The sequence below is a fragment of the Nonomuraea sp. NPDC049646 genome (genome assembly GCF_044465525.1).
Lineage (GTDB): Bacteria > Actinomycetota > Actinomycetes > Streptosporangiales > Streptosporangiaceae > Nonomuraea.
Map to the genome: position 1 here is coordinate 385452 of NZ_JBITLU010000001.1, position 21366 is coordinate 406817.

Consider the following 21366-nt stretch of genomic DNA (forward strand, 5'->3'; position numbering starts at 1 on the left):
CGTAAGAACCAACCCTTGGCGACGAGACTGGCGGTCGTGCTGGCCACCGGCCTGCTCACCGCCGGCGGCCTGGTCGCCGTGCTGAACACGCCCGCCTCTGCGGCGCCGGCCGGCGGGAACTACACGCTGGTCAACGGCGGCAGCGGCCTGTGCGCCACCGTGCCGGGGCAGAGCACCGGCGACGGCGTGCAACTGGCGCAGAACGCCTGCGCCGAGGCCGCCGGGCAGGTCTTCACCCTCACCGCCGCCGGGAGCGGCTTCCAGGTCAAGGCGGCGCACAGCGGCAAGTGCGCCGGCGTCCGCGACGCCTCCACCAGCGCGGGCAAGCCCGTGCAGCAGGAGACCTGCACGGGCGCCGCGTCGCAGACCTGGCAGCTCACCGCCGCCGGCGACGCGTACCGGATCGTCAACGCCAACGGCGGCAAGTGCCTCAACGTCAAGGACGGCTCCACCGCCCCGGGCGCGCTCCTGCAGCAGAACTCCTGCGACTCGGCCGCCACCAAGCAGTGGACCCTGAAGCCCGCCGGCGGCGGCCCGACCACCAGCCCCACGCCGACCCCCACCGTCACGCCCACCGTGACGCCGACCGTCACCCCGCCCACCGACGCGCTGTACGTCTCCCCCACCGGCAGGGACGGCGCGACCGGCACCCGGTCCGACCCGACGACGCTCACCTCCGCCATCACCCGCGTCGCGGCGGGCGGCACGATCTACCTGCGCGGCGGCACGTACGCCTTCAGCCAGACGGTCACCATCGCCCCGGGCAACGACGGCACCGCCGCGGCCCGCAAGACGTTGTCGGCCTACCCCGGCGAGACGCCGGTGCTGAACTTCGCGGCCCAGAGCGAGGACCCGGCCAACCGCGGGCTCGCCGTCAACGGCTCGTACTGGCACCTGTACGGCATCACCGTCGAGCGCGCCGGCGACAACGGCATCTTCGTCGGCGGCAGCGGCAACATCATCGAACGGTCGGTGACCCGGTACAACCGCGACACCGGCCTGCAGCTCTCCCGGATCGCCTCCGACACGCCGCAGAGCCGGTGGCCGTCCGGCAACCTCGTCCTGAGCACGGTCTCGCACGACAACGCCGACTCCGACGGCGAGGACGCCGACGGCTTCGCCGCCAAGCTGACCGTCGGCCCCGGCAACGTCTTCCGGTACGCGGTGTCCCGCAACAACATCGACGACGGCTGGGACCTGTACACCAAGACTGAGACCGGCCCGATCGGCCCGGTCACCGTCGAGGACTCCCTGGCCTACGGCAACGGCACGCTCAGCGACGGCAGCCAGGCCGGCAACGGCGACCGCAACGGCTACAAGCTGGGCGGCGAGGACATCAAGGTGGACCACGTCATCCGGCGCAACATCGCCTACCGCAACGGCAAGCACGGCTTCACCTACAACCGCAACCTCGGCACGATGTCGATCACCGGGAACGTCGCCGTCGACAACGCCGAGCGCAACTTCTCCTTCGACGGCGGCACCTCGGTGTTCCGCGACAACACCTCGTGCCGCTCCGGCAGCGGCGCCAACGACAAGATCGTCGGCACCGCGGACGCGTCCAACCAGTTCTGGTCCGGCTCGAACGGCTCCCGCTGCTCGGCCTACGGCGGCGCCCTGAACTGGTCCTTCGCCGCGGACGGCCGCCTGGTGGTGACCTTCGGCGGCGTCCCGGTCGTCCCCGCGGGCTGACCGGCGGCCCCTCCGGGCCCGGGACCCGCGCCAGGGTCCCGGGCCTTCGCGCGCGCCGGTGGGGTAAACGAGGCGGAAGTGGAAAAGGTGCCCTTGTGAGGGTCTCCCGGTGAGGCCGCCGCATCCCGTACGAAGAAAGCGCGGACGCCATGCCGTCTTCTGCCCTGCACCGTTCCATCCAGGTCGCCGAGCCAGGCGGCGCCATGGCCCAGGCCCCCGCGCAGACCCGCGAACCCGGCCCCGGCCAGGTGCGGATCACCGTCGAGGCGTGCGGGGTGTGCCACTCCGACGCGCTGATCATCGGCGGCGCGCTCCCGGGCACCGCCTTCCCGGTCACGCCGGGGCACGAGATCGCCGGACGCGTCGACGCGATCGGCGACGGCGTCGCGGGCTGGTCCGTGGGCGACCGGGTGGCGGTCGGCTGGTACGGCGGGAGCTGCGGCCACTGCGACGCCTGCCGGGAGGGCGACGGCGTGCTCTGCCCCGAGCTCCAGGTGCCGGGCGCCGCCTACCCGGGCGGGTTCGCCGACTCGGTCGTGGCGCCGGCCGTCGCCCTGGCGGCGATCCCCGACGAGCTGACCGCGGTGCAGGCGGCGCCCCTGGCCTGCGCGGGCGTGACCGTGTTCAACGCGCTGCGGCGCAGCTCGGCGCGGCCGGGCGACACCGTCGCGATCCTCGGGCTGGGCGGCCTCGGCCATCTGGGCGTGCAGTTCGCCGCGCGGATGGGCTTCGACACGGTCGCGATCGCGCGCGGGCGCGACAAGGAGCCGCTGGCCCGCGAGCTCGGCGCCGCCCACTACATCGACGGCGCCGCCGAGCAGGCCGCCGACGCGCTGCTGGCGCGCGGCGGGGCCAAGGTGGTGCTGGCGACGGTGACCAGCTCGGCGGCGATGTCCGGCACGATCGACGGGCTGGGCCGGCGGGGTGAGCTCATCACCGTCGGCATCGACACCGATCCGCTCGCCGTCACTCCGTTGCAGCTCGTCGGCGGCGCCCGCCGGGTCTACGGGCACGCCTCCGGCATCGCCGTGGACACCCAGGACACCATGCGGTTCGCCGCGCGGAGCGGCGTGCGGGCCTGGACGGAGGAGGCGCCGCTGGAGGAGGCCGCGGCGGCGTACCAGCGGATGCTGGCCGGGCAGGCCCGCTTCCGCATGGTCCTGACCACCGGCAACTGAGGGGGGCGGCCGTGACCGAGTCCTACGATCCGCGCCGCACGGCGGTGCTGCTGGTCGATCCGTACAACGACTTCATCTCCGAGGGCGGCAAGGTGTGGCCGCGGCTCGGGCCGGTGGCGCAGGCGATCGGCCTGCTGGACAACCTGCGGGCGGTGATCGCCGCGGCGCGGGCGGCCGGCGTGCGGGTGGTGTTCGTCCCGCACCGCCGCTGGGAGCCTGGCGACTACGAGAGCTGGGACCATCCGAACCCGACGCAGCACGGCATCCAGGAACGGCACACCTTCGCCCGCGGGTCGTGGGGCGGGGAGTTCCATCCCGACCTCCAGCCGGAGGAGGGCGACGTCGTCGCCGCCGAGCACTGGGCGCAGAGCGGGTTCGCCAACACCGACCTGGACCTCCAGCTCCGGCAGCGCGGCGTCACGCACGTGGTGGCCGTGGGCGTGCTGGCCAACACGTGCGTCGAGTCCACCGGGCGGTTCGCCATGGAGCTGGGCTACCACGTGACGCTGGTGCGCGACGCGACCGCGGCGTACCTGCCGGAGATGCTGCACGCCGCGCACGAGCTCAACGGCCCCACCTTCGCCCACGCCATCCTGACCACGGAGAAGCTGGTCGCGGCCTTCTCACGGGGCTGACCGGGCCGAGCCGGGGCTCGGGCGGGCGGGGCGGGTGGCCGTCCAGTAGGAGCGGGTCATCTCGGCGGCCAGGCCGGCCACGACGAGCCCGACGATCCCGTGGTACCAGCGCCAGCCGACGCCGAGGCCGACGAACCCGTCGAGGATCATGATGCCCGCGCCCCCGCCGAGCGCCGCCAGCATCACCGCCAGCACGGCGAGCATCGCGCCCCTGCGCAGCCGGCGGCCCGCGGCGGTGACGGTGGCCACGGCGACGCAGGCCCCCAGCACCCCGGAGGCCGCCGCGAACCCCTGCGCGAGTGACGGGTCCAGGAAGTAGCCCGCGGCCTCGGCCGCCGGCACGGGCGGCCCGCCGGGGAAACCGAGCCTGCCCTGGACTGCGAAGGCGGCCTTGCCCGCCGCGTACCCGAGCATCAGCGCCGCCAGCCCGTACGCCGGCCAGCGCCGCGGGCGATGAGAGTCGACCATGCCCGCAACGCTAGGGACCGCCCGGCGGCCGCCCCTCCCCATCGCGCGCGAACCTCCTCCCCCGCCAGGGGGATCCCGGCCGCTTTCTGCGCCGTCGGGCGGAGCCCTTGGGGACGCCCGCGATCAGGTGGCCGGAATTCATGCCATTCTTCTTCCGGAAATTCGGGGCTATCGTTTCGCCATCTCATGGATTCAATGTCCGGACATATCCGTTTCCGGCGTTGATTCATTCCTATGGAGGTGGCTTCATGCCCGCAAGGCTGTGGAGAATCGCGGGGGCGCTCGCGCTCGCCGTGCCGCTCATCGTGCCGCTCACTGGACCGCTCACTGGGCCGCTCAGTCTGGCCGCACCGGCCGTGGCGAGCGCGGCGGACCCGCCGTCGGTCGTGATCGACTCCGCCGAGCACGCCCCCGGCCTGGTACGGCTGACCGGCCGCTTCACCGCCGCCTACGACGTGTCGGTCGTGGTGGACGGCGAGCGGGTGGAACGGGCCGAGGTCGCCGACCCCGACGCCGACGACAGCGGAACCTGGTCCTACGACCTCGACACCCGCGCCCTGGACGGCGAGATCGAGGTCTACGCCAAGGCCACGGCCGCCGACACCCGCTACGGCGCCTGGTCGCCGCCGCTGACCCTGCGCGTGGACAATCCGCGGGCCAGGGCCCCGCGCGTGTCGATCACCGAGCCCGCCGACGGGGCCCGGCTCACCCGTCCCACGCCGATCCGGGTGGACGTGGCCGGCGCCGATGTGCGCTCGGTCCGGGTGCGCGTCAACGGCGGCCCCTGGCAGCCCGCCGCCGGCGCGCGAGGACACCACGTCGCGCTGCTGAACCCGGCCAGGTACGGCGACGCGATGGCGAGCCTGGAGGCCGAGGCGGTGGACGCGCGCGGCCACGTGTCCAGGTCGTCCACCACGTACGTGGCGCTCGGCGCGGCGCGCGGGCAAGCCCCGGTGCCGCACCGGCAGGACCGGGCGATGTGGATCTGGGAGAAGGCGTCCTACAACCTGGTGCTCAACCCCGGTTCGCGCCGCCTGCTGGAGACCGTCCTGCCCGCCGGGTCGACGCTCTACCTGGGCGTGGACACCTACGCCGGGCGCGACATGATCGAGGACGCGCGTCCCGGGCTGCGTGACCTGGTGGCCTGGGCGCACGGCCGGGGCATGAAGGTGCACGCCACCGTCGCAGGCGGGACGCGGCCGCCGTACCTGGGGGCGCTGTCCCGCTACCGCGAGCGGGCCGTCGGGGAGATGGAACGGGTGCTCGACTACAACCTGTCCTCCGAGCCGGCGGAGCGGTTCGACGGGATCAACGTCGACATCGAGCCGTACAGCCTGCCCTGGTTCACCAGCGGCAAGCCCGACGTGCAGATCCAGTGGCTGGACACGCTGCGCGCGATGATCGCCCGCCGGGACGCCTCCGGCCAGCCGCTGCTGTTCGGACCGGCCGTGCCGCGCTGGCTGGACACCTCCGCCTGCTGCACCGGCATCACCTACGGCGGGACCACCCGCACCTTGGCCGAGCACGTCCAGGACCTCAGCGACTACATCGCGATCATGGACTACCGCGACCAGGCGGACGGCGGCGCCGGCATCATCGCGCAGGCGGCCGGCGAGCTGGCCTACGCCGAGCGGATCGGCAAGCCGCTGTCGGTGGTGGTCGGCGTGGAGACGCTGGACATCGCGACCAGCGGCGACCCCTCCAGCATCACCTTCCGCGAGGAGGGCAGGGACGCGCTGGAGGCCGAGCTGGCCAAGGTCTCCCGGGCGTTCGCGGGCAGCCCGGCCTTCGCCGGGATCGCGCTGCACCACTACGACTCCTACCGGGAGCTGCCCACGGTCTGGGGGCCCTCGGCCAGGTGGCCCGAGCCGCCCGCCGACTCCGGGCCGCCCACGGGCGTGGCCTCGCCGCCGCGGGCCGTGGCGTTCGGCCACGCCACGGTGGACCTGACGTACGGGCGGGCGCGCGACGACACCGAGGTCGCCCACTACGAGGTGCACCGCTCGACCGAGCCGGGCTTCACCCCCGGCCCCGGCACGCTCGCCGGGAAGGCGCGCGGCCTCACCCACACCGACACCGGCCTGCTGCCCGCCACCACCTACCACTACCGGGTCGTGCCGGTGGACGTGGCCGGTCACCGCGGCCCGCCCTCGGCCCCGGTCACCGTGACGACCGGCGCGAGCGCACTGCGGCCCATGGTCGTGCAGTCGATGGCGGTGACGCTGGAGGGCGGCGCGGCCCGCGTGCGGCTGCGCGTGGTGGACGAGGAGAGCGGGCAGCCGGTGGCCGCCACGGTGCGCGGGCGGTTCACCTTCTCCGCCGGCCGCTACGTGACGGTGACCGCGGGCGCCGACGGCTGGGCCACCGCGACGTCGGAGGCGCTGAGGCAGCCGACCGGCGAGGTGGGCTTCGCCGGTCACCGCCTGACCGCCGCGGGCCGCTACTGGGCCGCCGCCTACGACCGCGACAGGGACGTCACGGCCCGCTGGTGACCGCCAGAGGGAGGGAATTCATTCCTAATATGCCGCGAATAACGGAGTGAATTTAGGGTTGACATTACTTTGGAATGACGAGAAGAATCCCGTTATGGAGCCACCTGAAGGAATGAATTCCCTCCCCAGGGGAAGGCGATTCCGCACCCTCGCGGCGCGCCTGCGGCAGGAGATCGTGCAGGGCCGCTGGCCGGTCGGCGGCCGGCTGCCGACCGAGTCGGAGCTGGCCCAGACCTACTCGGTCGGGGTCAACACCGTGCGCCGCGCGGTCGACCTCCTGGTCGAGGAGGGGCTCGTCCGGCGCCGGCAGGGGTCGGGCACCTTCGTGACCAGCTCCGTCACCCCGGGGGCCAGGCCGCGTCTCATCGGCGCGCTCGTCCCGTCGAACACCTACTACTTCCCGCAGGTCGTGCAGGGCATCGAGCGGGCGGCCACCGCCGCCGGCGTGCAGCTCGTGCTGGCCTGCTCCAACTACGACCCCGACGTCGAGGCCGGGCAGATCCAGCAGCTCGTCGACGTCGGCGTGGCCGGTCTGCTGCTGGTGCCCAACCTGCACCTGGCCGCCGACCCCGACGCCCACCTGGCCCGCCTGCGCGGGCTGCCCGTGCCGTACGTCCTGGTGGAACGCCGCCCGGCCGACCCCCGCCCGGCCGACCCGACCTGCTACGTCTGCACCGACGTGCACGGCGGCGGCTACGCGGCGGTGCAGCACCTGAGCGGGCTCGGCCGCAGCCGGATCGGCTACCTCGGCCGGATCGGCACCGCCAGCTCCGAGCAGGTCTTCGCGGGATACCGCCAGGCCGTCGCCGACCTCGGGCTTCCGGAGATCCCGGAGGCCGTGGCCAGGCAGCCCGTCTGGACCGGCCCCGACATGCTGGCCTACGCCAACACGCTGGTCGCCGAGAAGGTGCGCGCGGTGGTGTGCCTCGGCGACCGCGAGGCCACCGCGCTGCTGCCCTACCTGCGCCGGGTCGGCCTGACCGTGCCCGACGACATCGCCGTCGTCGCCTACGACGACGAGGTCGCCGACCTGTCGGAGGTGCCGCTCACCGCGGTCTCGCCGCCCAAGGCCGAGGTCGGCCGCATGGCGACCGAACTGCTGCTGCGCCGGATCGAGCTCGGCCCCGCCGCCCCGGTCTGCCGGGTCGTGCTGCAGCCCCGCCTGGCCGTCCGGGCCTCCTGCGGGGCCGCCTCCGGCAGCCTGGTCGAGGTCCGCGTCCCGACGTGACGGCGGCGTCCCCCTCACCCCCTTCCCCCCTCTTCGTTCCTGTTGGAGGACCCAATGAGAGTGCGCGTGCTCGCCGCTGCCGCGGCGGCCGTCCTCACCGTGGCCGGCACGGCGTCGTGCGGCGGCCCGGCCGACGACTCCGGGGCGGTCACCCTGAAGCTCGGCTTCTACGCCGCAGCCGGCGACCCGGCCGACACGACCATGCGGGAGCTCGTCAAGGAGTTCACGGCCGCCAACCCGTCGATCAAGGTGCAGCTGGAGGTCGCGCCGTACGTCAAGTTCTTCGAGCGGCTCAGGACGCAGATCGCCGGCGGCCAGGCGCCCCAGGTGTGGCTGTCGGACGGCGTGCTCGTGCAGGAGTTCGCCGCCCGCGGCGCGCTCGCCGACCTGAGCGACCGGGTCAAGACCGTCAACGCCGCCGACTTCTCCGGCATCGAGCTGAACCGCGACGCCCAGGGCCGGGTCTTCGGCTTCCCCCAGGGCGCCCAGACCCCGGTGCTGTTCTACAACAAGAAGCTGTTCGCCGAGGCCAAGGTGGCCGAGCCGACGGCTGAGTGGACCTACGACGACCTGGCCGCCGCGGCCAGGAAGCTCACCAAGGACGCCAACGGCGACGGCAAGCCCGACACCTACGGCTTCCGCGCGTACTCGCCGGGGTTCACCGAGAGCTGGTGGCCCATCGTCAAGGCGTTCGGCGGCGACGTCGTCACCGACGGGGGCCGCAAGGTCGTCGTCGACAGCCCGCAGTCCACGGCCGCGCTCGACTGGATGCTGCGCGCCATGGGCAAGGACGGCTTCGCCCCCGACTACGTGACCACCGAGGCCATGGGCAAGGGCGTCGTGCACACGCTGTTCGCGACCGGCCGGGTAGCCATGTCGTACGGCATCTACGCCCGGACGCTGCCCGCGGTGAGCGCGGGCGTCGACTTCGGCGTGGCGCCGCTGCCGAAGGGCCCGGCCGGGCGCGGCAACGTCGCGATCGTCAACTCCTGGGTGGTCGGCAAGGGCGCCTCCCCCGCGCAGGCCGACGCCGCGTGGAAGTGGATCACCTTCTTCTCCGGCGAGGGCCCGCAGCGCAAATGGGCCGAGCTGGGCGAGGCGATCCCGATCAACAAGAAGGTCGCCGCCGCGGCCCTGCCCGCCGACCGCGGCCCGGTCTTCCTGGAGTCGCTCGACGCGGCCACCGACCTCGGCACCAACGCCGTGTGGTCGGAGTACACCGAGGCCCTGGCCAAGCGCATGAACGAGGCGTTGTCGGGCGCCACGCCGGTCGCCACCGCGCTGCAGACCGGCCAGAAGGAGGCCCAGGAGGTCATCGACCGCTTCTACGCCGGGAAGACGCAGTGACGGTGCTCACCAGGCGCTCCGGGCAGGTGGCCGCCGAGCCGCGGCCCCCCGCCCGGCGGCGGCGCACGGGCGAGCGGGCCTGGGCCTTCGCGTTCGCCTCGCCCTACCTCCTGCACCTGGTCGCGCTGGCCGCCTGGCCGCTGCTGGCCTCGCTGTTCTTCAGCATGACCGAGTACGACCTGATGTCCGCGCCGAGGTTCGTCGGGTTCGGCAACTTCACCCGGCTGTTCGGCGACCCGGTCTTCTGGCGCACGCTGGGCAACACCGCCTACTTCGCGGTGCTGTTCGTGCCCGCGCAGACGGCGCTGGCGCTGGCCCTGGCGGTCGCGCTCAACCAGCGGCTGCGCGGCATGGCGCTGTTCCGCGCGGCCTACTTCGTGCCGGTCGTCTCCTCGTGGGTGGTCGTCGCCTACGTGGCCGACGCCGTCTTCAACCCGCAGACCGGCATCGCCAACCAGGTGCTCGGCTTCCTCGGGCTGCCGGCCGAGAACTGGTTGCAGGATCCGGCGCTGGTGATCCCCACGCTGGCGGCGGTCGCGGTCTGGAAGGGCGTCGGCTACATGACGGTGCTCTTCCTGGCGGGCCTGCAGGCCATCCCCGAAGAGCGCTACGAGGCCGCCAAGATCGACGGCGCGTCGGCCTGGAACCGGTTCCGCTACATCACCCTGCCGGGCATCTCCGGCACCACGTTCCTGGTGCTGGTGCTCACCTCCATCGAGACGCTGCAGTCGTTCGAGCAGGTCTTCGTGATGACCGACGGCGGGCCGCACGGCGCCAGCGAGCTGACCGTGCTCTACCTCTACCGGCAGGGTTTCCAGTTCTTCCAGATGGGCTACGCCTCGGCCGTGGCGTGGGTGCTGTTCGTGCTGGTGCTCGCGCTGACCCTGGTGCAGTTCCGGCTCCAGCGCAGGTGGGTGCACTATGCGTAAGACCGTCTCGTACGTGCTGGTGCTGGCGGGGGCGGCGGTCATGCTGCTGCCCTTCGTCGCGGCGCTGGGCAACTCGCTCAAGAGCTTCGCCCAGTACATCCAGGTGCCGCCCGCGTGGCTCCCCGACCCGGTCCAGTGGGACAACTACGCCGAGGTGTGGCGGCGCACGCCGTTCGGGCTCTACCTGGCCAACAGCCTGGTGATCGCGGTGCTCGCGGTGGCCGGGAACGTGCTGACCAGCGCCATGGTCGGGCACGCGCTGGCCAGGATGCGGCTGCCGGGCAAGCAGGCGCTGCTGACGATGGCCCTGGGCACGATGATGCTGCCGGCGGTCATCACGATCGTCCCGAACTTCCTGCTGTTCCGCTCGCTGGGCTGGCTGGACTCGATGCTGCCGCTCATCGTGCCGTACTGGCTGGCCACGCCGATCGGGATCTTCCTGATGCGGCAGACGTTCCTCGGCATCCCCAAGGACTTCGAGGAGGCCGCCGGTCTCGACGGCGCCAACCCCTGGCAGGTGTTCTGGCGCATCCACCTGCCGCTGGCCAAGCCCGCCCTGGCCACGCTCGCGGTCTTCACCTTCACCACCTCGTGGAAGGCCGTGCTGGAGCCCACGATCTACCTCACCTCGCCGGAGAACTACACGCTGCCGGTCGGCGTGCTGAGCCTGAAGGGGCAGTTCGTCGGCAACGACCAGCTCGTGACGGCCGCGGCGATGATGAGCCTGCTGCCGATGCTGGTGGTGTTCGTGCTGGCCCAGCGTTACTTCGTCCGCGGAACCATGTCCGCGGGTCTCAAGGGCTGACGACAGGCCCATTCCGATCCGGAAAGGAAATCGTGACCACAACATCCGGGCTGCGCCTGGGCGTCATCGGCGCGGGCACCATCGCGGAGTTCCACGTGGCCGCCGCCCGCCAGAGCGCCGGGCAGGTGAAGGTCGCCGCGGTGTGCGACGTCCGGGCCGAGGCGGCCGAGAAGCTGGCCGCCGAGGCCGGCGCCCGCGTCTTCACCGACCACCGGGCGATGCTCGACGCCGGCGGCCTCGACGCGGTCGTGATCACCGTGCCGCACGCGCTGCACGCCCCGATCACCCTCGACGCCGCCGCGGCCGGGCTGCACGTGCTCGTGGAGAAGCCCATCGCCACCACCCGCGAGGACGCCGTCCGCATGATCGAGGCGTGCCGGGCGGCCGGCGTCGTGTTCGCCGTCGGGCACGTCCTGCGCTTCGTCCCGATGCTGCGCGCGGCGGCCGGGTTCCTCGCCTCGGGCGAGCTCGGCCAGGTCGTGGTGGCCGCCGAGCGGCGCACCGCCGACTACGCCGACCCCACCCGACCCCGCTGGTTCCTCGACGCCGACATGGCCGGCGGCGGCATCGTGCTCAACGTCGGCACGCACAGCATCGACAAGCTCCAGATGCTGGTCGGCTCGCCGATCGTGGAGGTCACCGCGCACGTCGCCGGGCCCGCCGGCGGGACGGTGGAGACCGAGGCGGTCGCCCTGGCCCGGCACGCCGACGGCACCCGTTCGACGATCTCGGTCACCGGCACCGGCCTGCCGTTCACCGACGAGGCGGAGATCGTGTGCGGCCAGGGCGCGCTGCGCATCAGCCGCGGCGAGGGCGTCTGGTCCTTCCGGGGCGGCGTCGCCACGCAGGTCGCCGCGCCCGGCATCGGCGAGATGGCCACCGCGTTCGCCGCGCAGCTCGCCGACTTCGCGCGGGCCTGCGCCGGCCGCACCGCCCCCGAGGTCACCGCCGAGTACGCCCTGTCGGTCCTCGACGTCGCCCTGGCCGTCTACGACTCCGCCCGCCGGGGCTCCACCGTCACAGTGAAGGGACAGCCATGAACCCGCTCGCGTTCAGCACGCTCGGCATGCCGGGCGCACCGGCCGAGGAGGTCGTCGCCACCGCCGCCCGGTACGGCTGCGCCGCCGTCGAGCTGCGCTGCGCCGAAGGCGAGATCGTCGCGCCGGACACCCCCGACGCCGAGCTGCGCTCGATCGCCCGGACGTTCGCCGCCGCCGGGATCGGCATCGTCGCCGTGTGCTCCTACACCCGCGTGGCCCGGCCGGACGGCGACCCGGTGGCCGAGGTGCTGCGCCACGTCGAGATCGCCGAGGCGCTCGGCTCGCCGTACGTGCGGGTCTTCGGCGGCGTCGAAGGGCAGGACGACCCGGCCGCCGCCGCGACTCGGAGGCTCGCGGACGTGGCCGGGCGGCTGCCGGACAACGGCGTGGACGTGCTGCTGGAGACGCACGACGTGTTCCTGACGGGCCAGGCGGTCGCCGGCGTGCTGGCCGGGGTCGGCTCGCCGCGCGTCGGCGCCCTGTGGGACGTGGTCAACCCGTGGCGGGCCGGCGAGAGCGCCGCGGCCACCGCGGACGCGCTGGGCCCGTACCTGCGGCACGTGCAGATCAAGGACGCGGCCTCGCCCGCCGACCTCGCGCCGGTGCTGCCGGGCAAGGGCGCGGTCGGCGTGCCCGGCGTGCTGGCCGAGCTGGACCGGATCGGCTACGCGGGCTACCTGGCGCTGGAGTGGGAACGCGCCTGGTACCCCGACGCGGCGCCCGTCGGCGAGGCCCTGGCCGCCTTCCGAACGGTGCTGGGACGGTGATCCCGACGGTGATCCCGACAGCGATCCCGCCGGTGATCCCGCCGGTGGTCCCGCCGGTGATCCCCCTGCCCGCCTCGGCACGTCGGGGCGAGGGAACGTTCCAGCCCGGCGTGCGCGCGCCGGTGCGCGGGCCGCACGCCGCCCTGGCCAGGGAGCTGCTCGGACCGGCCGCGGGCGGCGACGCCCCCGGCGAGATCGAGCTGCGGCTGGTGCCGGACCCGTCGCTCGGCGCGGAGGGCTACACCCTCGACGTCACCCCGGAGCGGGCGGTGATCGCCGCGGCCGGCGTCGCCGGGCTGCGCTGGGGCGTGCAGACGCTGCGCCAGCTCGACGGCCCCGGCGGCGTCCCCTGCGGGACGGTGCGCGACGTGCCCAGGTACGCCTGGCGCGGCGTGATGATCGACGTGGCCCGCTGGTGGCGTCCGATGTCCTTCCTGCGGTCGTACGTGGACCTGCTGGCGTTGCACAAGTTCAACGTGCTGCACCTGCACCTGACCGACGACCAGGGCTGGCGGTTCGAGGTGCGCGCGCACCCGCGGCTGACCGAGGCCGGGGCCCGCCGCGCCGAGTCGCCGGCCGGGCACGCCCGCGAGGGCCGGTTCGACGGCGTCCCGCACGGCGGCTTCTACACCCAGCGGGAGCTGCGCGACCTGGTGGCCTACGCGGCGGCGCGCGGCGTGAGCGTGGTCCCCGAGATCGAGTTCCCCGGCCACTCGCAGGCCGCCGTCGCCGCCTGCCCGTGGCTGGGCCACCCCTCCGGGACGCCCGTCCAGGTGCGGACGTCGTGGGGCATCTCCTCCCACGTGCTCAACGTGGGCGAGCGGGCCGCCGGGTTCGCCCGCGACGTGCTGGACGAGCTGTGCGACGTGTTCCCGTCCCGGTACGTGCACATCGGCGGGGACGAGGTACGCGCCGAGGAGTGGGCGGCCGACCCCGAGGCCGCGCGGCGGGTCGCCGAGGCCGGGCTCGACGGGCCGCGGGCCCTGCTCGGCTGGTGGGGCCGGCTGCTCGCCGGGCACCTGCGCGGGCTCGGCCGCCGCGCGGTGGCCTGGGACGACATGCTCGACCACGACCCGCCCGAGGACATGGTGATCATGGCCTGGCGGGGCGTGGACCGGATCGAGGCGGCCCTGCGCGCCGGGCACGACGTGGTCGCCGCGCCGCACACGCACACCTACCTCGACTACGCCGAGTCCGACGCGCCGGGCGAGCCGGTCAGCATCTCCGGCCCGCTCCCCCTGGAGACGGTCTACCGGTACGACGCCGGCGACTCGGTGCTCGGCCTGCAGGCCCAGCTGTGGGGCGAGTACCTGCCCACCAGGGAACGCTTCGACTACAACGCCTTCCCGCGCCTGTGCGCCGTGGCCGAGGCCGCCTGGTCGGCGGGCCGCGACCTGGGCGGCTTCACCCGGCGGCTGGCCGATCACCTCCCCCTGCTGGACCGGATGGGCGTGGCCTACCGGCGACCCGAAGGAGCCGCGCGTGTTCACCTCTGAGCAGCAGCTGGAGGACCGGCTGGCGACCCCGTCGGCCGCGCTGGCCGCCGACCTCGCCGGGCTGGACGGCGACCTCGTCGTGCTCGGCGCGGGCGGCAAGATGGGGCCGAGCCTGGTCCGGCTGGCGCGGCGGGCCCTGGAGGCGGCGGGCCGCGGCTCGGCCCGCGTGTACGCGGTGTCCCGCTGGTCGGACGGCCGGGCGGCGCGGGCGCTGGCCGACGAGGGCGTCGAGGTGGTCGCCGCCGACCTGATGTCCGGCGGCGACCTGGCCGGGCTGCCCGACGCGGCCAACGTCGTGTTCATGGCGGGCGCCAAGTTCGGCACGTCGGCGGCGCCGTACCAGGCGTGGGCGGTCAACGCGGCGCTGCCGGCCGCCGTGGCCCGGCGCTACCGCGACTCGGCGATCGCGGTGTTCTCCACCGGCAACGTCTACCCGCTGGTGGACGTGGCCGGCGGCGGCAGCGCCGAGGAGGACCGGCCGGACCCGGTGGGCGAGTACGCGATGAGCTGCCTGGGCCGGGAACGCGTCTTCGAGCACGCCGCCGCGGCGTACGGCACCAGGGTCGCGATCCTGCGCCTGAACTACGCGGTGGACCTGCGCTACGGCGTGCTGGCCGACCTCGCGGCCACCGTGGCGGCGGGCGAGCCGGTGGATCTCACCACCGGGCACGTCAACGTCGTCTGGCAGGGGTACGCCAACGAGGTCGCGCTGCGGTCGTTGCGGCACGCGCGCGCCCCGGAGGCGTTCACCCTGAACCTGACCGGCCCGGAGACCGCCTCGGTGCGGCGCACGGCGGCCCGGCTGGCCGCCGCGATGGGGACGAAGGCGTCCTTCGCCGGCGTCGAGAGCGGCACCGCGCTGCTCAGCGACGCCTCGCGCTGCCACGGCCTGTTCGGCTACCCGGACGTGCCACTGGACACCCTGATCGCGTGGCAGGCCGGCTGGCTGTCGCGCGGGCTGCCCCTGTCGGGCAAGCCGACCAAGTTCGCGGTACGCGACGGGAGGTTCTGAGATGTCGATCGGCCTGCTGCGGGAGGGGACGGTCATCCCGGCCCACCCGCTGGCGCTGACCTCAGGGCGCGTCCTGGACGAGCGCCGCCAGCGCGCGCTCACCCGCTACTACCTGGCCTCCGGGGCGGGCGGCGCGGCCGTGGCGGTGCACACGACGCAGTTCGAGATCCGCCGGGCGGGGCTGCTGCGGCCGGTGCTGGAGCTGGCCGCCGAGGTCGTGGCCGAGGAGGCGGAGCGGCCGTTCCTCATGGTCGCGGGCGCGTGCGGCGAGACCGCCCAGGCCGTGGCGGAGGCCGAGCTCGCCGCCTCGCTGGGCTACCACGCTGTGCTGCTGTCGCCCCAGGTGCCCGGGGCGGGCGAGCCGGAGCTGCTGGCCCGCGCCAGGGCGGTGGGCGAGGTGCTGCCGGTGATCGGCTTCTACCTCCAGGAGGCGGTGGGCGGACGCCGGCTCGGCCCGTCGTTCTGGCGCTCGCTGAGCGAGCAGGAGTCGGTGGTGGCGATCAAGATGGCGCCCTTCGACCGGTATCGCACGCTCGACGTGGTCAGGGCGGTGGCGGCGTCCGGGCGCGGCGACGACATCGCGCTCTACACCGGCAACGACGACAACATCCTGGCCGACCTGCTCGCCCCCGTCGCGGGCCGCCGGATCGTCGGCGGGCTGCTCGGCCAGTGGGCGGTGTGGACGCGGGCGGCGGTGCTCATGTTCGACGAGGTGCGCCGGGCGTGGGCCGGGGACGACGAGGTCCTGCGTTCCCTGCTGGCCCGCGCCGGCGACCTGACCGACGCCAACGGCGCGGTGTTCGACGTGGCGGGCGGGTTCCGCGGCTGCATCGCCGGGGTGCACGAGGTGCTGCGCCGCCAGGGCCTGCTGGCCGGGACGTGGTGCCTGGACCCGGACGAGGGGCTGTCACCGGGGCAGGCCGCGGAGATCGCGCGGGTGAGCGCGGCCTACCCGTGGCTGGTGGACGACGACTTCGTCGCCGCGCACCTGGACGACTGGCTGCGCTGAGCCGGGGAGCCGGGGAGCCGGGGGCCGGGAGCGACGCGTCCCGGCCCCCGGCTTGCGTGCGTCAGACGGTCCAGTGGGCCGTGGACAGGGCGCGGACGGCGTCCTCGTCCACCTCGACGCCGAGGCCGGGGCCGGTGGGCACCAGGGCCGTGCCGTCCGAGACCTCCACCGTGGAGCCGCCGACGTACGCCGAGCGCACGAACTGGCGGCCGTTGAGGTCGACCGGGGTGTCCACGCCGAACGCCGCGAACAGGTGCAGCGAGGCGGCGAACCCCAGGTCGGTGTCCGTCAGCCCCGAGCCCATGATGCGCAGCCCGGCGTCCTCGGCGAGCTGGCACAGCCGGCGCGACAACGTCAGCCCGCCCGACCGCTGCACCTTGGCGATGGCGATGTCGACGGCGTCGAGCTTGACGAACGTGGCCAGGTCGGAGGGGTGGCGCAGGCTCTCGTCGAGCGCGACCGGCAGCGGGCTGTGGTCGCGCAGCCGGCGCAGCCCGGTGACGTCGTTGGCGGGCAGCGGCTGCTCGAACGCCGTGACGTCCAGGTCGGCCAGCCTGCGGGCCATGCGCAGCGCGCCGTCCACGGTGTAGGCCTGGTTGGCGTCCACCCACAGCGGCGCGTCGGGGGCCGCATCCCTGACGGCCGCGACGACGGACAGGTCCGTCGCCTCGTCGTGCAGGCCGACCTTGACCTTGAACGCGCGGTAGCCCTCCGCCTGCCCCTCCTCGACCGCCTTCCGCACCTCGCCGGGCGTCTGACCGGCCACGATCCAGCCGAGCGTGATGCGGTCGCGGCGGCGCTGGCCCCACAGCACGCCGAGCGGCACCCCGAGGGCGCGGCCGAGCAGGTCGTGCAGGGCGATGTCGAGCGCGGACTTGGCGATGGGCGAGCCGATGGTCAGCCCGCGGTTGATCACCTTCTCGTAGGCCGCGCAGGCGCCGTCCAGGTCCCAGGCGGGGCGGCCGAGGAGGGCGGGGGCCAGGTAGCCGGCGATCGTCGTCGAGATCGACTCCACGGTCTCGTACGTCCAGGCGGGCGTCGGCGTGGCCTCGCCCCACCCGGTCACCCCGCCGGCCGTCACCTTGACGAGAACCCGCTCGGCGGGCTTCCCCTCGGTGGTGACGTTTCCCCCCGAAATACTGAACGAACGGATGGACGGCAATTCCACGACGAATATCTCAATACGCTCGACGACCAGCGACTTCATCATTCTCCAATGAGCAGGAATTCATGCTTACCCGAGCATTTAAGCCTCCCGAATCTAGCACGCCGTAATTGATTTCAGAATCAATGGCAGGAATTCATGCGGCCCTTTCACCGGGCCCCTCTGGCCGCATCCGGACGTTGACCGGCGACCCGGCCGGGCGCAGGCGCCACGCTCGTCGAGTACGCCAAGGAGCGCGCGCCTTCGCGCTCGGAGTACGCGAAGCTGTCGGCCGGCCACGACGGCCTGCGCGACACCACCGGCGAGAACATCTTCTGGGGCATGTCCTCCGGCTCCACGCCGAAGACCGCCGGCCGCCCGCCGGAGCCGGGCGGTCACGGGTCGGTGCCCTGGGAGGCGACGTGGTCCTCGTCGAAGATGTCCCCCGCCGAGATCACGATCCGCGGGTCGGGCACGCCGACGACCTCCTCGTCCTTGTCGTCGTAGTCGAAGATGCTGAGCACGTGGCGCATGGCCTCCAGCCGGGCGCGCTTCTTGTCGTTGCTCTTGATGACGGTCCAGGGCGCCGACTCGGTGTCGGTGTGCAGGAACATGTCCTCCTTGGCCTGGGTGTAGTCGTCCCATTTGCGGAGGGAGGCCAGGTCCATCGGCGACAGCTTCCACTGCCGCACCGGGTCCACCTGGCGGATGATGAACCGGGTGCGCTGCTCGGCCCGCGAGACCGAGAACCAGAGCTTGACCAGGTGCAGCCCCGAGTCCACCAGCAGGTCCTCCAGGCGGGGCACCTGCTCCATGAACTCCAGGTACTCGTGCACGTCGCAGAAGCCCATGACCCGCTCGACGCCCGCCCGGTTGTACCAGGAGCGGTCGAACAGCACGATCTCCCCGTTGGCCGGCAGGTGGGCGATGTAGCGCTGGAAGTACCACTGGCCGCGCTCGCGCTCGCTCGGCTTCTCCAGCGCGACCACCGTGGCACCGCGCGGGTTGAGGTGCTCCATGAAGCGCTTGATCGTGCCGCCCTTGCCGGCCGCGTCGCGCCCCTCGAACAGCACCACCAGCCGTCTGCCGGTGGCCTTGATCCAGTACTGCAGCTTGAGCAGCTCGATCTGCAGCAGCCGCTTGTCCCGCTCGTAGACCTCCCTGGACAGGCGCTCGTCGTAGGGGTAGTGCTGCCGCCAGGTGTCCACCGGCCGTCCGTCGGCGCGCATCAGCACCGGATCGTCGTCGTCACCGTCGTCCACCCACAGCCCGGGGGTGGTGTCGAGCAGTTCGCTGTGCTCCGCGGCCGCCAGGGGGGCGAGGACCACGGGCTGCTCGTCGCCTGGACCGGTCATGCGGCCCGCGACCGGATGTTCGCGTTCATGGCGTCCTCTCTTCACCGGACGCGGCCGGCTAATCGTGCCGGCGGGCACTGTTCCGGAAAATCCCGCGGGCCGTTCAGCTCGTGGCTCCCAGGCGGCCGCGCACCTGGGCGAGCAGGTCGTGCGGCAGCGGGGCGTAGCCGTACAGGGCCAGGTAGGACTGGCCGGCGTCGCCGGCGGCGTAGCCGAGGAAGGCGCGCGCCAGCGGGTCCGCGCGGCCCGCGCAGACGATCTCGTACGTGACCTGCACGATCGGGTAGGCGTCGGGGACCGGCCGCCGGTGGTCGAAGGTCAGCAACAGCCCGCGCTCGCTGCTCTCGACCGTGGCGCCCTGCAGGGCCTTGCTGGCGCTCTCCGGCGACAGCGCGACGAACTGCCCGGCGGCGTTGCGGACGTCCGCGGTGCTCAGCCGGGCGCTGCCGGCGAAGCCGTACTCGACGTAGCCGATGGAGTCCCCGGTGTGCTGGAGCACCTGGGTCATGCCGCTGGAGCTGGTGACGCCCTGGCCCGCGCCGGTCCACGTCCGGGACGGCTGGTGCGGCCAGCCGCCGGTCGCCCGCAGGAACTCGGTGAGGTTCTGGGTGGTGCCGGACTGGCCGGAGCGGTGGAAGACGTGGATGCGGGCGGCCGGCAGGCGGTGACCGGGGTTGTCGGCGGCGATCTCGGGGGCGTTCCACCTGGTGAGGCGGCCGGTGAAGATGCCGGTCAGGGTCGCCGGGGAGAGCCGCAGGCCGGGCACGGAGGGCAGGTTGTAGGCCACCGCGACCGGGGCCACCACCATCGGCAGGTGCTCGGCCCGGCCGCCGCAGCGCCGGTCGGCCCGCGCCTGCTCCTCCGGGGTCATCGGCACGTCCGAGCCGGCGAACGCGCTGCGTCCCGCGATGAAGTCCTCGATGCCGTGGTCGGAGCCGTTGGCCTCGTAGACGACGCGCAGTTCGGGGTGGACGCGCTCGAACTCGCCGGTCCAGGCGTCCATGGCTCCTTTCTGCGCGGTCGAGCCCGAGCCGTGCAGCCACGCGACCACCGGCTCGGGAGCGGCGCCGTCCTCGCTGCTCATGCTCAGGAACACGGCCCCGGCCGCGGCGGCGGCCCCGCCGACCAGAACGAGCACGGCGACCAGGACCGACTTGGCCGTCCATGTCAGCCTTGCCATTGCACAAGGCTATGAACCGGACGCGTCCGGACCCGTCATCCCGGGGTCAAGCCCCCGGACACGAAGGGTTACCTTGTCGCCAAGCCGCCCGGCGTCCCGTCGGCCGCGGCGGCCAGGAGGCGGGCCAGCTCGACCGGCCTGGTGAACATGGGCCAGTGGCCGGAGTCGAGGTCGACGAGGTCGAGGTGCTTAGCCCGGCCCAGCTCGGCGACCTGCCCGCCGCCGATCCACTCCCGTGCCTGCGCGGGGCTGAACTCGGGGCACACGACGACGGCCGGCACGTCGAAGCGCCGCTCGTCCGTCAGCCGGACCACGCCCTTGGCCACCCCCTCGGGGACGGGGACCGCGGCGGCGGCGAACCTCTCCCTTGCCTCCTGGTCGAGGTCGGCCGAGTCCGGCCCCTCGAAGGGCTCCCATCCCGGGAACGGCATGGCGCCGTCCACGGCCTCGAAGAAGTCGGCGTAGGCGTCGCCGTCGGCGGCGGGAAAACCGCCGATGAAGGCGACCTTGCCCACCTTGTCCGGCCGCGCGTCGGCGGCCAGCCAGGCCAGCGTGCAGGCCGCGGAATGGCCGGCCACCAGGGGCTTCCCGTCGGCCGCGTCCACGGCGGCGAGCACCGCCGCCACCTGGTCGGCGAGCGTGGCGGCGGCGTTCCCGTCCCCCTGGCCGGGGAGGGCGACCGGCACGGGACGGTGGCCGAGCGCCTCGATCGCGGGCGTCACCTCGTCCCAGGCGGAGGCGTCGAGCCAGAGGCCGCCGATGAGCAGGATGTCCATGTCAGTCTTCTTTCTCCAGTGCGTTCAGGTCGCGTTCCGCGTAGAGCCGGTGTTCCCATTCCTCGGTGAGCACGATGTGCAGGCACTCCTTGAGGGGGAACCCGGCCAGCCGCGGCCAGCCGGGCTCGTCGCGGGTGACGTGTGAGGCGAGCAGCTCGGGGGTGAGCGAGGCGATGACCCGGCCGACCATGGCCCGGCGGTCGCGGCGGACGGCGAGCACCTCCGCCAGCGGCGGCCGGGCCGCGCGGTCCCACGGGACGCCGTCCCAGCCGGGGGCCTCGTCCCACGGCAGGTCGAGCGGGTGCCACGGCGAGGGGTCGCCCAGGATCATCCGGCCGACCCAGGCGGCCGAGGCGAAGTTGAGGTGCCGCAGCGTCTGGACGAAGGACCATTCGCCGTCGACGCGCCGGTGCAGCGCCGCCTCGGGGAACGTCGCCGCGCGGGCGAGGGTGCCGGCCCACAGCCGGTCCAGGATCGCCCACGCCTCGACGAAGCCTTCGGGGTCGTCGGGACGCATCCGGGCGCGCTCGGGCATGCGGCGGTTCAGCTCGGCCTCGACGAGGGGGGCGATGTCCACGCCGTTCACCACGACGTTGCGCAGCTCGCCGCTGATCTCGACGTCGACGAGCTCGGCGCCGCTCACGCGCACGCCGGACAGGTCGGCCGCGCGGACGCGGACGTCGCGCACGTGCAGCCGGGTGAACGTGGCCCGCCGCACGCTCACGCCTTCGACCTCTGGTTCTTCCCGGGATTCGGTCATGACGCCACACGGTAGGACGTATTCCGGACGTTCTACTTCCGGTTCCTGCCGTG

General features: G+C 73.6%; 19 protein-coding genes. 13 read left to right on the plus strand and 6 right to left on the minus strand.

The window, feature by feature from the left end; all coding sequences use genetic code 11:
• Positions 1–15: 15 nt before the first annotated feature.
• From ACIBQ8_RS01820 to ACIBQ8_RS01830, 3 genes are all read left to right on the plus strand, one after another.
• Positions 16–1692 (plus strand): RICIN domain-containing protein, encoded by a 1677-nt coding sequence (locus ACIBQ8_RS01820; RefSeq protein ID WP_397190709.1) that lies wholly within the window; start codon positions 16–18, stop codon positions 1690–1692.
• A gap of 149 nt (positions 1693–1841) precedes the next feature.
• A complete protein-coding gene (locus ACIBQ8_RS01825; protein ID WP_397190710.1) occupies positions 1842–2870 on the plus strand; it encodes an alcohol dehydrogenase catalytic domain-containing protein in 1029 nt (342 codons plus the stop codon).
• Between the two features lie 11 nt (positions 2871–2881).
• Positions 2882–3505, plus strand: a complete 624-nt coding sequence (locus tag ACIBQ8_RS01830) for a cysteine hydrolase (RefSeq protein WP_397190711.1) — start codon at positions 2882–2884, stop codon at positions 3503–3505.
• On the opposite strand, the gene ACIBQ8_RS01835 is transcribed toward ACIBQ8_RS01830, so the two are convergent.
• Positions 3494–3973, minus strand: coding sequence for a hypothetical protein (locus ACIBQ8_RS01835; protein ID WP_397190712.1), 480 nt, complete (start codon positions 3971–3973; stop codon positions 3494–3496). The genes ACIBQ8_RS01830 and ACIBQ8_RS01835 overlap by 12 nt on opposite strands.
• Before the next feature lie 248 nt (positions 3974–4221).
• Here ACIBQ8_RS01835 and ACIBQ8_RS01840 point away from each other — a divergent pair, with 248 nt between their 5' ends.
• From ACIBQ8_RS01840 to ACIBQ8_RS01885, 10 genes are all read left to right on the plus strand, one after another.
• On the plus strand, positions 4222–6465 hold the full coding sequence (locus ACIBQ8_RS01840; RefSeq protein ID WP_397190713.1) for a hypothetical protein: 2244 nt from the start codon (positions 4222–4224) through the stop codon (positions 6463–6465).
• Between the two features lie 112 nt (positions 6466–6577).
• Entirely contained in the window at positions 6578–7693 is a 1116-nt protein-coding gene (locus tag ACIBQ8_RS01845) for a GntR family transcriptional regulator (RefSeq protein WP_397168206.1), read from the plus strand.
• Between the two features lie 54 nt (positions 7694–7747).
• Complete coding sequence (locus ACIBQ8_RS01850) at positions 7748–9040, plus strand: extracellular solute-binding protein (protein ID WP_397168207.1); 1293 nt, start codon at positions 7748–7750, stop codon at positions 9038–9040.
• Entirely contained in the window at positions 9037–9969 is a 933-nt protein-coding gene (locus ACIBQ8_RS01855) for a sugar ABC transporter permease (RefSeq protein ID WP_358293385.1), read from the plus strand. The genes ACIBQ8_RS01850 and ACIBQ8_RS01855 overlap by 4 nt, the downstream gene beginning before the upstream one ends.
• A complete protein-coding gene (locus ACIBQ8_RS01860; protein ID WP_397190714.1) occupies positions 9962–10774 on the plus strand; it encodes a carbohydrate ABC transporter permease in 813 nt (270 codons plus the stop codon). Before ACIBQ8_RS01855 ends, ACIBQ8_RS01860 begins: the two co-directional genes overlap by 8 nt.
• 32 nt (positions 10775–10806) lie before the next feature.
• Positions 10807–11814, plus strand: coding sequence for a Gfo/Idh/MocA family protein (locus ACIBQ8_RS01865; protein WP_397190715.1), 1008 nt, complete (start codon positions 10807–10809; stop codon positions 11812–11814).
• On the plus strand, positions 11811–12581 hold the full coding sequence (locus ACIBQ8_RS01870) for a sugar phosphate isomerase/epimerase family protein (protein ID WP_397168210.1): 771 nt from the start codon (positions 11811–11813) through the stop codon (positions 12579–12581). Before ACIBQ8_RS01865 ends, ACIBQ8_RS01870 begins: the two co-directional genes overlap by 4 nt.
• An 8-nt stretch (positions 12582–12589) precedes the next feature.
• Complete coding sequence (locus ACIBQ8_RS01875) at positions 12590–14077, plus strand: beta-N-acetylhexosaminidase (protein ID WP_397190716.1); 1488 nt, start codon at positions 12590–12592, stop codon at positions 14075–14077.
• Entirely contained in the window at positions 14064–15089 is a 1026-nt protein-coding gene (locus ACIBQ8_RS01880; RefSeq protein ID WP_397168213.1) for an NAD-dependent epimerase/dehydratase family protein, read from the plus strand. The genes ACIBQ8_RS01875 and ACIBQ8_RS01880 overlap by 14 nt, the downstream gene beginning before the upstream one ends.
• Position 15090: 1 nt before the next feature.
• Entirely contained in the window at positions 15091–16098 is a 1008-nt protein-coding gene (locus ACIBQ8_RS01885) for a dihydrodipicolinate synthase family protein (protein WP_397190717.1), read from the plus strand.
• A gap of 61 nt (positions 16099–16159) precedes the next feature.
• Here ACIBQ8_RS01885 and ACIBQ8_RS01890 read toward each other — a convergent pair whose 3' ends face one another.
• From ACIBQ8_RS01890 to ACIBQ8_RS01910, 5 genes are all read right to left on the minus strand, one after another.
• Positions 16160–17266, minus strand: coding sequence for a mandelate racemase/muconate lactonizing enzyme family protein (locus tag ACIBQ8_RS01890; RefSeq protein WP_397168216.1), 1107 nt, complete (start codon positions 17264–17266; stop codon positions 16160–16162).
• 371 nt (positions 17267–17637) lie between these two features.
• The gene (gene ppk2 / locus ACIBQ8_RS01895; RefSeq protein ID WP_397190718.1) at positions 17638–18597 is read right to left on the minus strand and encodes a polyphosphate kinase 2; all 960 of its coding nucleotides are present in this window, start codon (positions 18595–18597) and stop codon (positions 17638–17640) included.
• A gap of 103 nt (positions 18598–18700) precedes the next feature.
• The gene (gene pstS, locus ACIBQ8_RS01900; RefSeq protein WP_397168220.1) at positions 18701–19777 is read right to left on the minus strand and encodes a phosphate ABC transporter substrate-binding protein PstS; all 1077 of its coding nucleotides are present in this window, start codon (positions 19775–19777) and stop codon (positions 18701–18703) included.
• Positions 19778–19845: 68 nt separating this feature from the next.
• Positions 19846–20553 carry an alpha/beta fold hydrolase gene (locus ACIBQ8_RS01905; RefSeq protein WP_397168222.1) on the minus strand — a complete coding sequence of 236 codons (708 nt, stop codon included), beginning with the start codon at positions 20551–20553 and terminating at the stop codon, positions 19846–19848.
• A gap of 1 nt (position 20554) precedes the next feature.
• The gene (locus ACIBQ8_RS01910) at positions 20555–21313 is read right to left on the minus strand and encodes a DinB family protein (protein ID WP_397168223.1); all 759 of its coding nucleotides are present in this window, start codon (positions 21311–21313) and stop codon (positions 20555–20557) included.
• Between the last annotated feature and the right edge of the window lie 53 nt (positions 21314–21366).

Bases quoted from the DNA above. Each gene is read 5' to 3' on its own strand.
- ACIBQ8_RS01825 (WP_397190710.1), top strand. From the start codon at position 1,842: ATGCCGTCTTCTGCCCTGCACCGTTCCATCCAGGTCGCCGAGCCAGGC.
- ACIBQ8_RS01835 (WP_397190712.1), bottom strand. From the start codon at position 3,973: ATGGTCGACTCTCATCGCCCGCGGCGCTGGCCGGCGTACGGGCTGGCG.
- ACIBQ8_RS01840 (WP_397190713.1), top strand. From the start codon at position 4,222: ATGCCCGCAAGGCTGTGGAGAATCGCGGGGGCGCTCGCGCTCGCCGTG.
- ACIBQ8_RS01845 (WP_397168206.1), top strand. From the start codon at position 6,578: ATGAATTCCCTCCCCAGGGGAAGGCGATTCCGCACCCTCGCGGCGCGC.
- ACIBQ8_RS01850 (WP_397168207.1), top strand. From the start codon at position 7,748: ATGAGAGTGCGCGTGCTCGCCGCTGCCGCGGCGGCCGTCCTCACCGTG.
- ACIBQ8_RS01860 (WP_397190714.1), top strand. From the start codon at position 9,962: ATGCGTAAGACCGTCTCGTACGTGCTGGTGCTGGCGGGGGCGGCGGTC.
- ACIBQ8_RS01870 (WP_397168210.1), top strand. From the start codon at position 11,811: ATGAACCCGCTCGCGTTCAGCACGCTCGGCATGCCGGGCGCACCGGCC.
- ACIBQ8_RS01885 (WP_397190717.1), top strand. From the start codon at position 15,091: ATGTCGATCGGCCTGCTGCGGGAGGGGACGGTCATCCCGGCCCACCCG.
- ppk2 (WP_397190718.1), bottom strand. From the start codon at position 18,597: ATGACCGGTCCAGGCGACGAGCAGCCCGTGGTCCTCGCCCCCCTGGCG.
- pstS (WP_397168220.1), bottom strand. From the start codon at position 19,777: ATGGCAAGGCTGACATGGACGGCCAAGTCGGTCCTGGTCGCCGTGCTC.
- ACIBQ8_RS01905 (WP_397168222.1), bottom strand. From the start codon at position 20,553: ATGGACATCCTGCTCATCGGCGGCCTCTGGCTCGACGCCTCCGCCTGG.
- ACIBQ8_RS01910 (WP_397168223.1), bottom strand. From the start codon at position 21,313: ATGACCGAATCCCGGGAAGAACCAGAGGTCGAAGGCGTGAGCGTGCGG.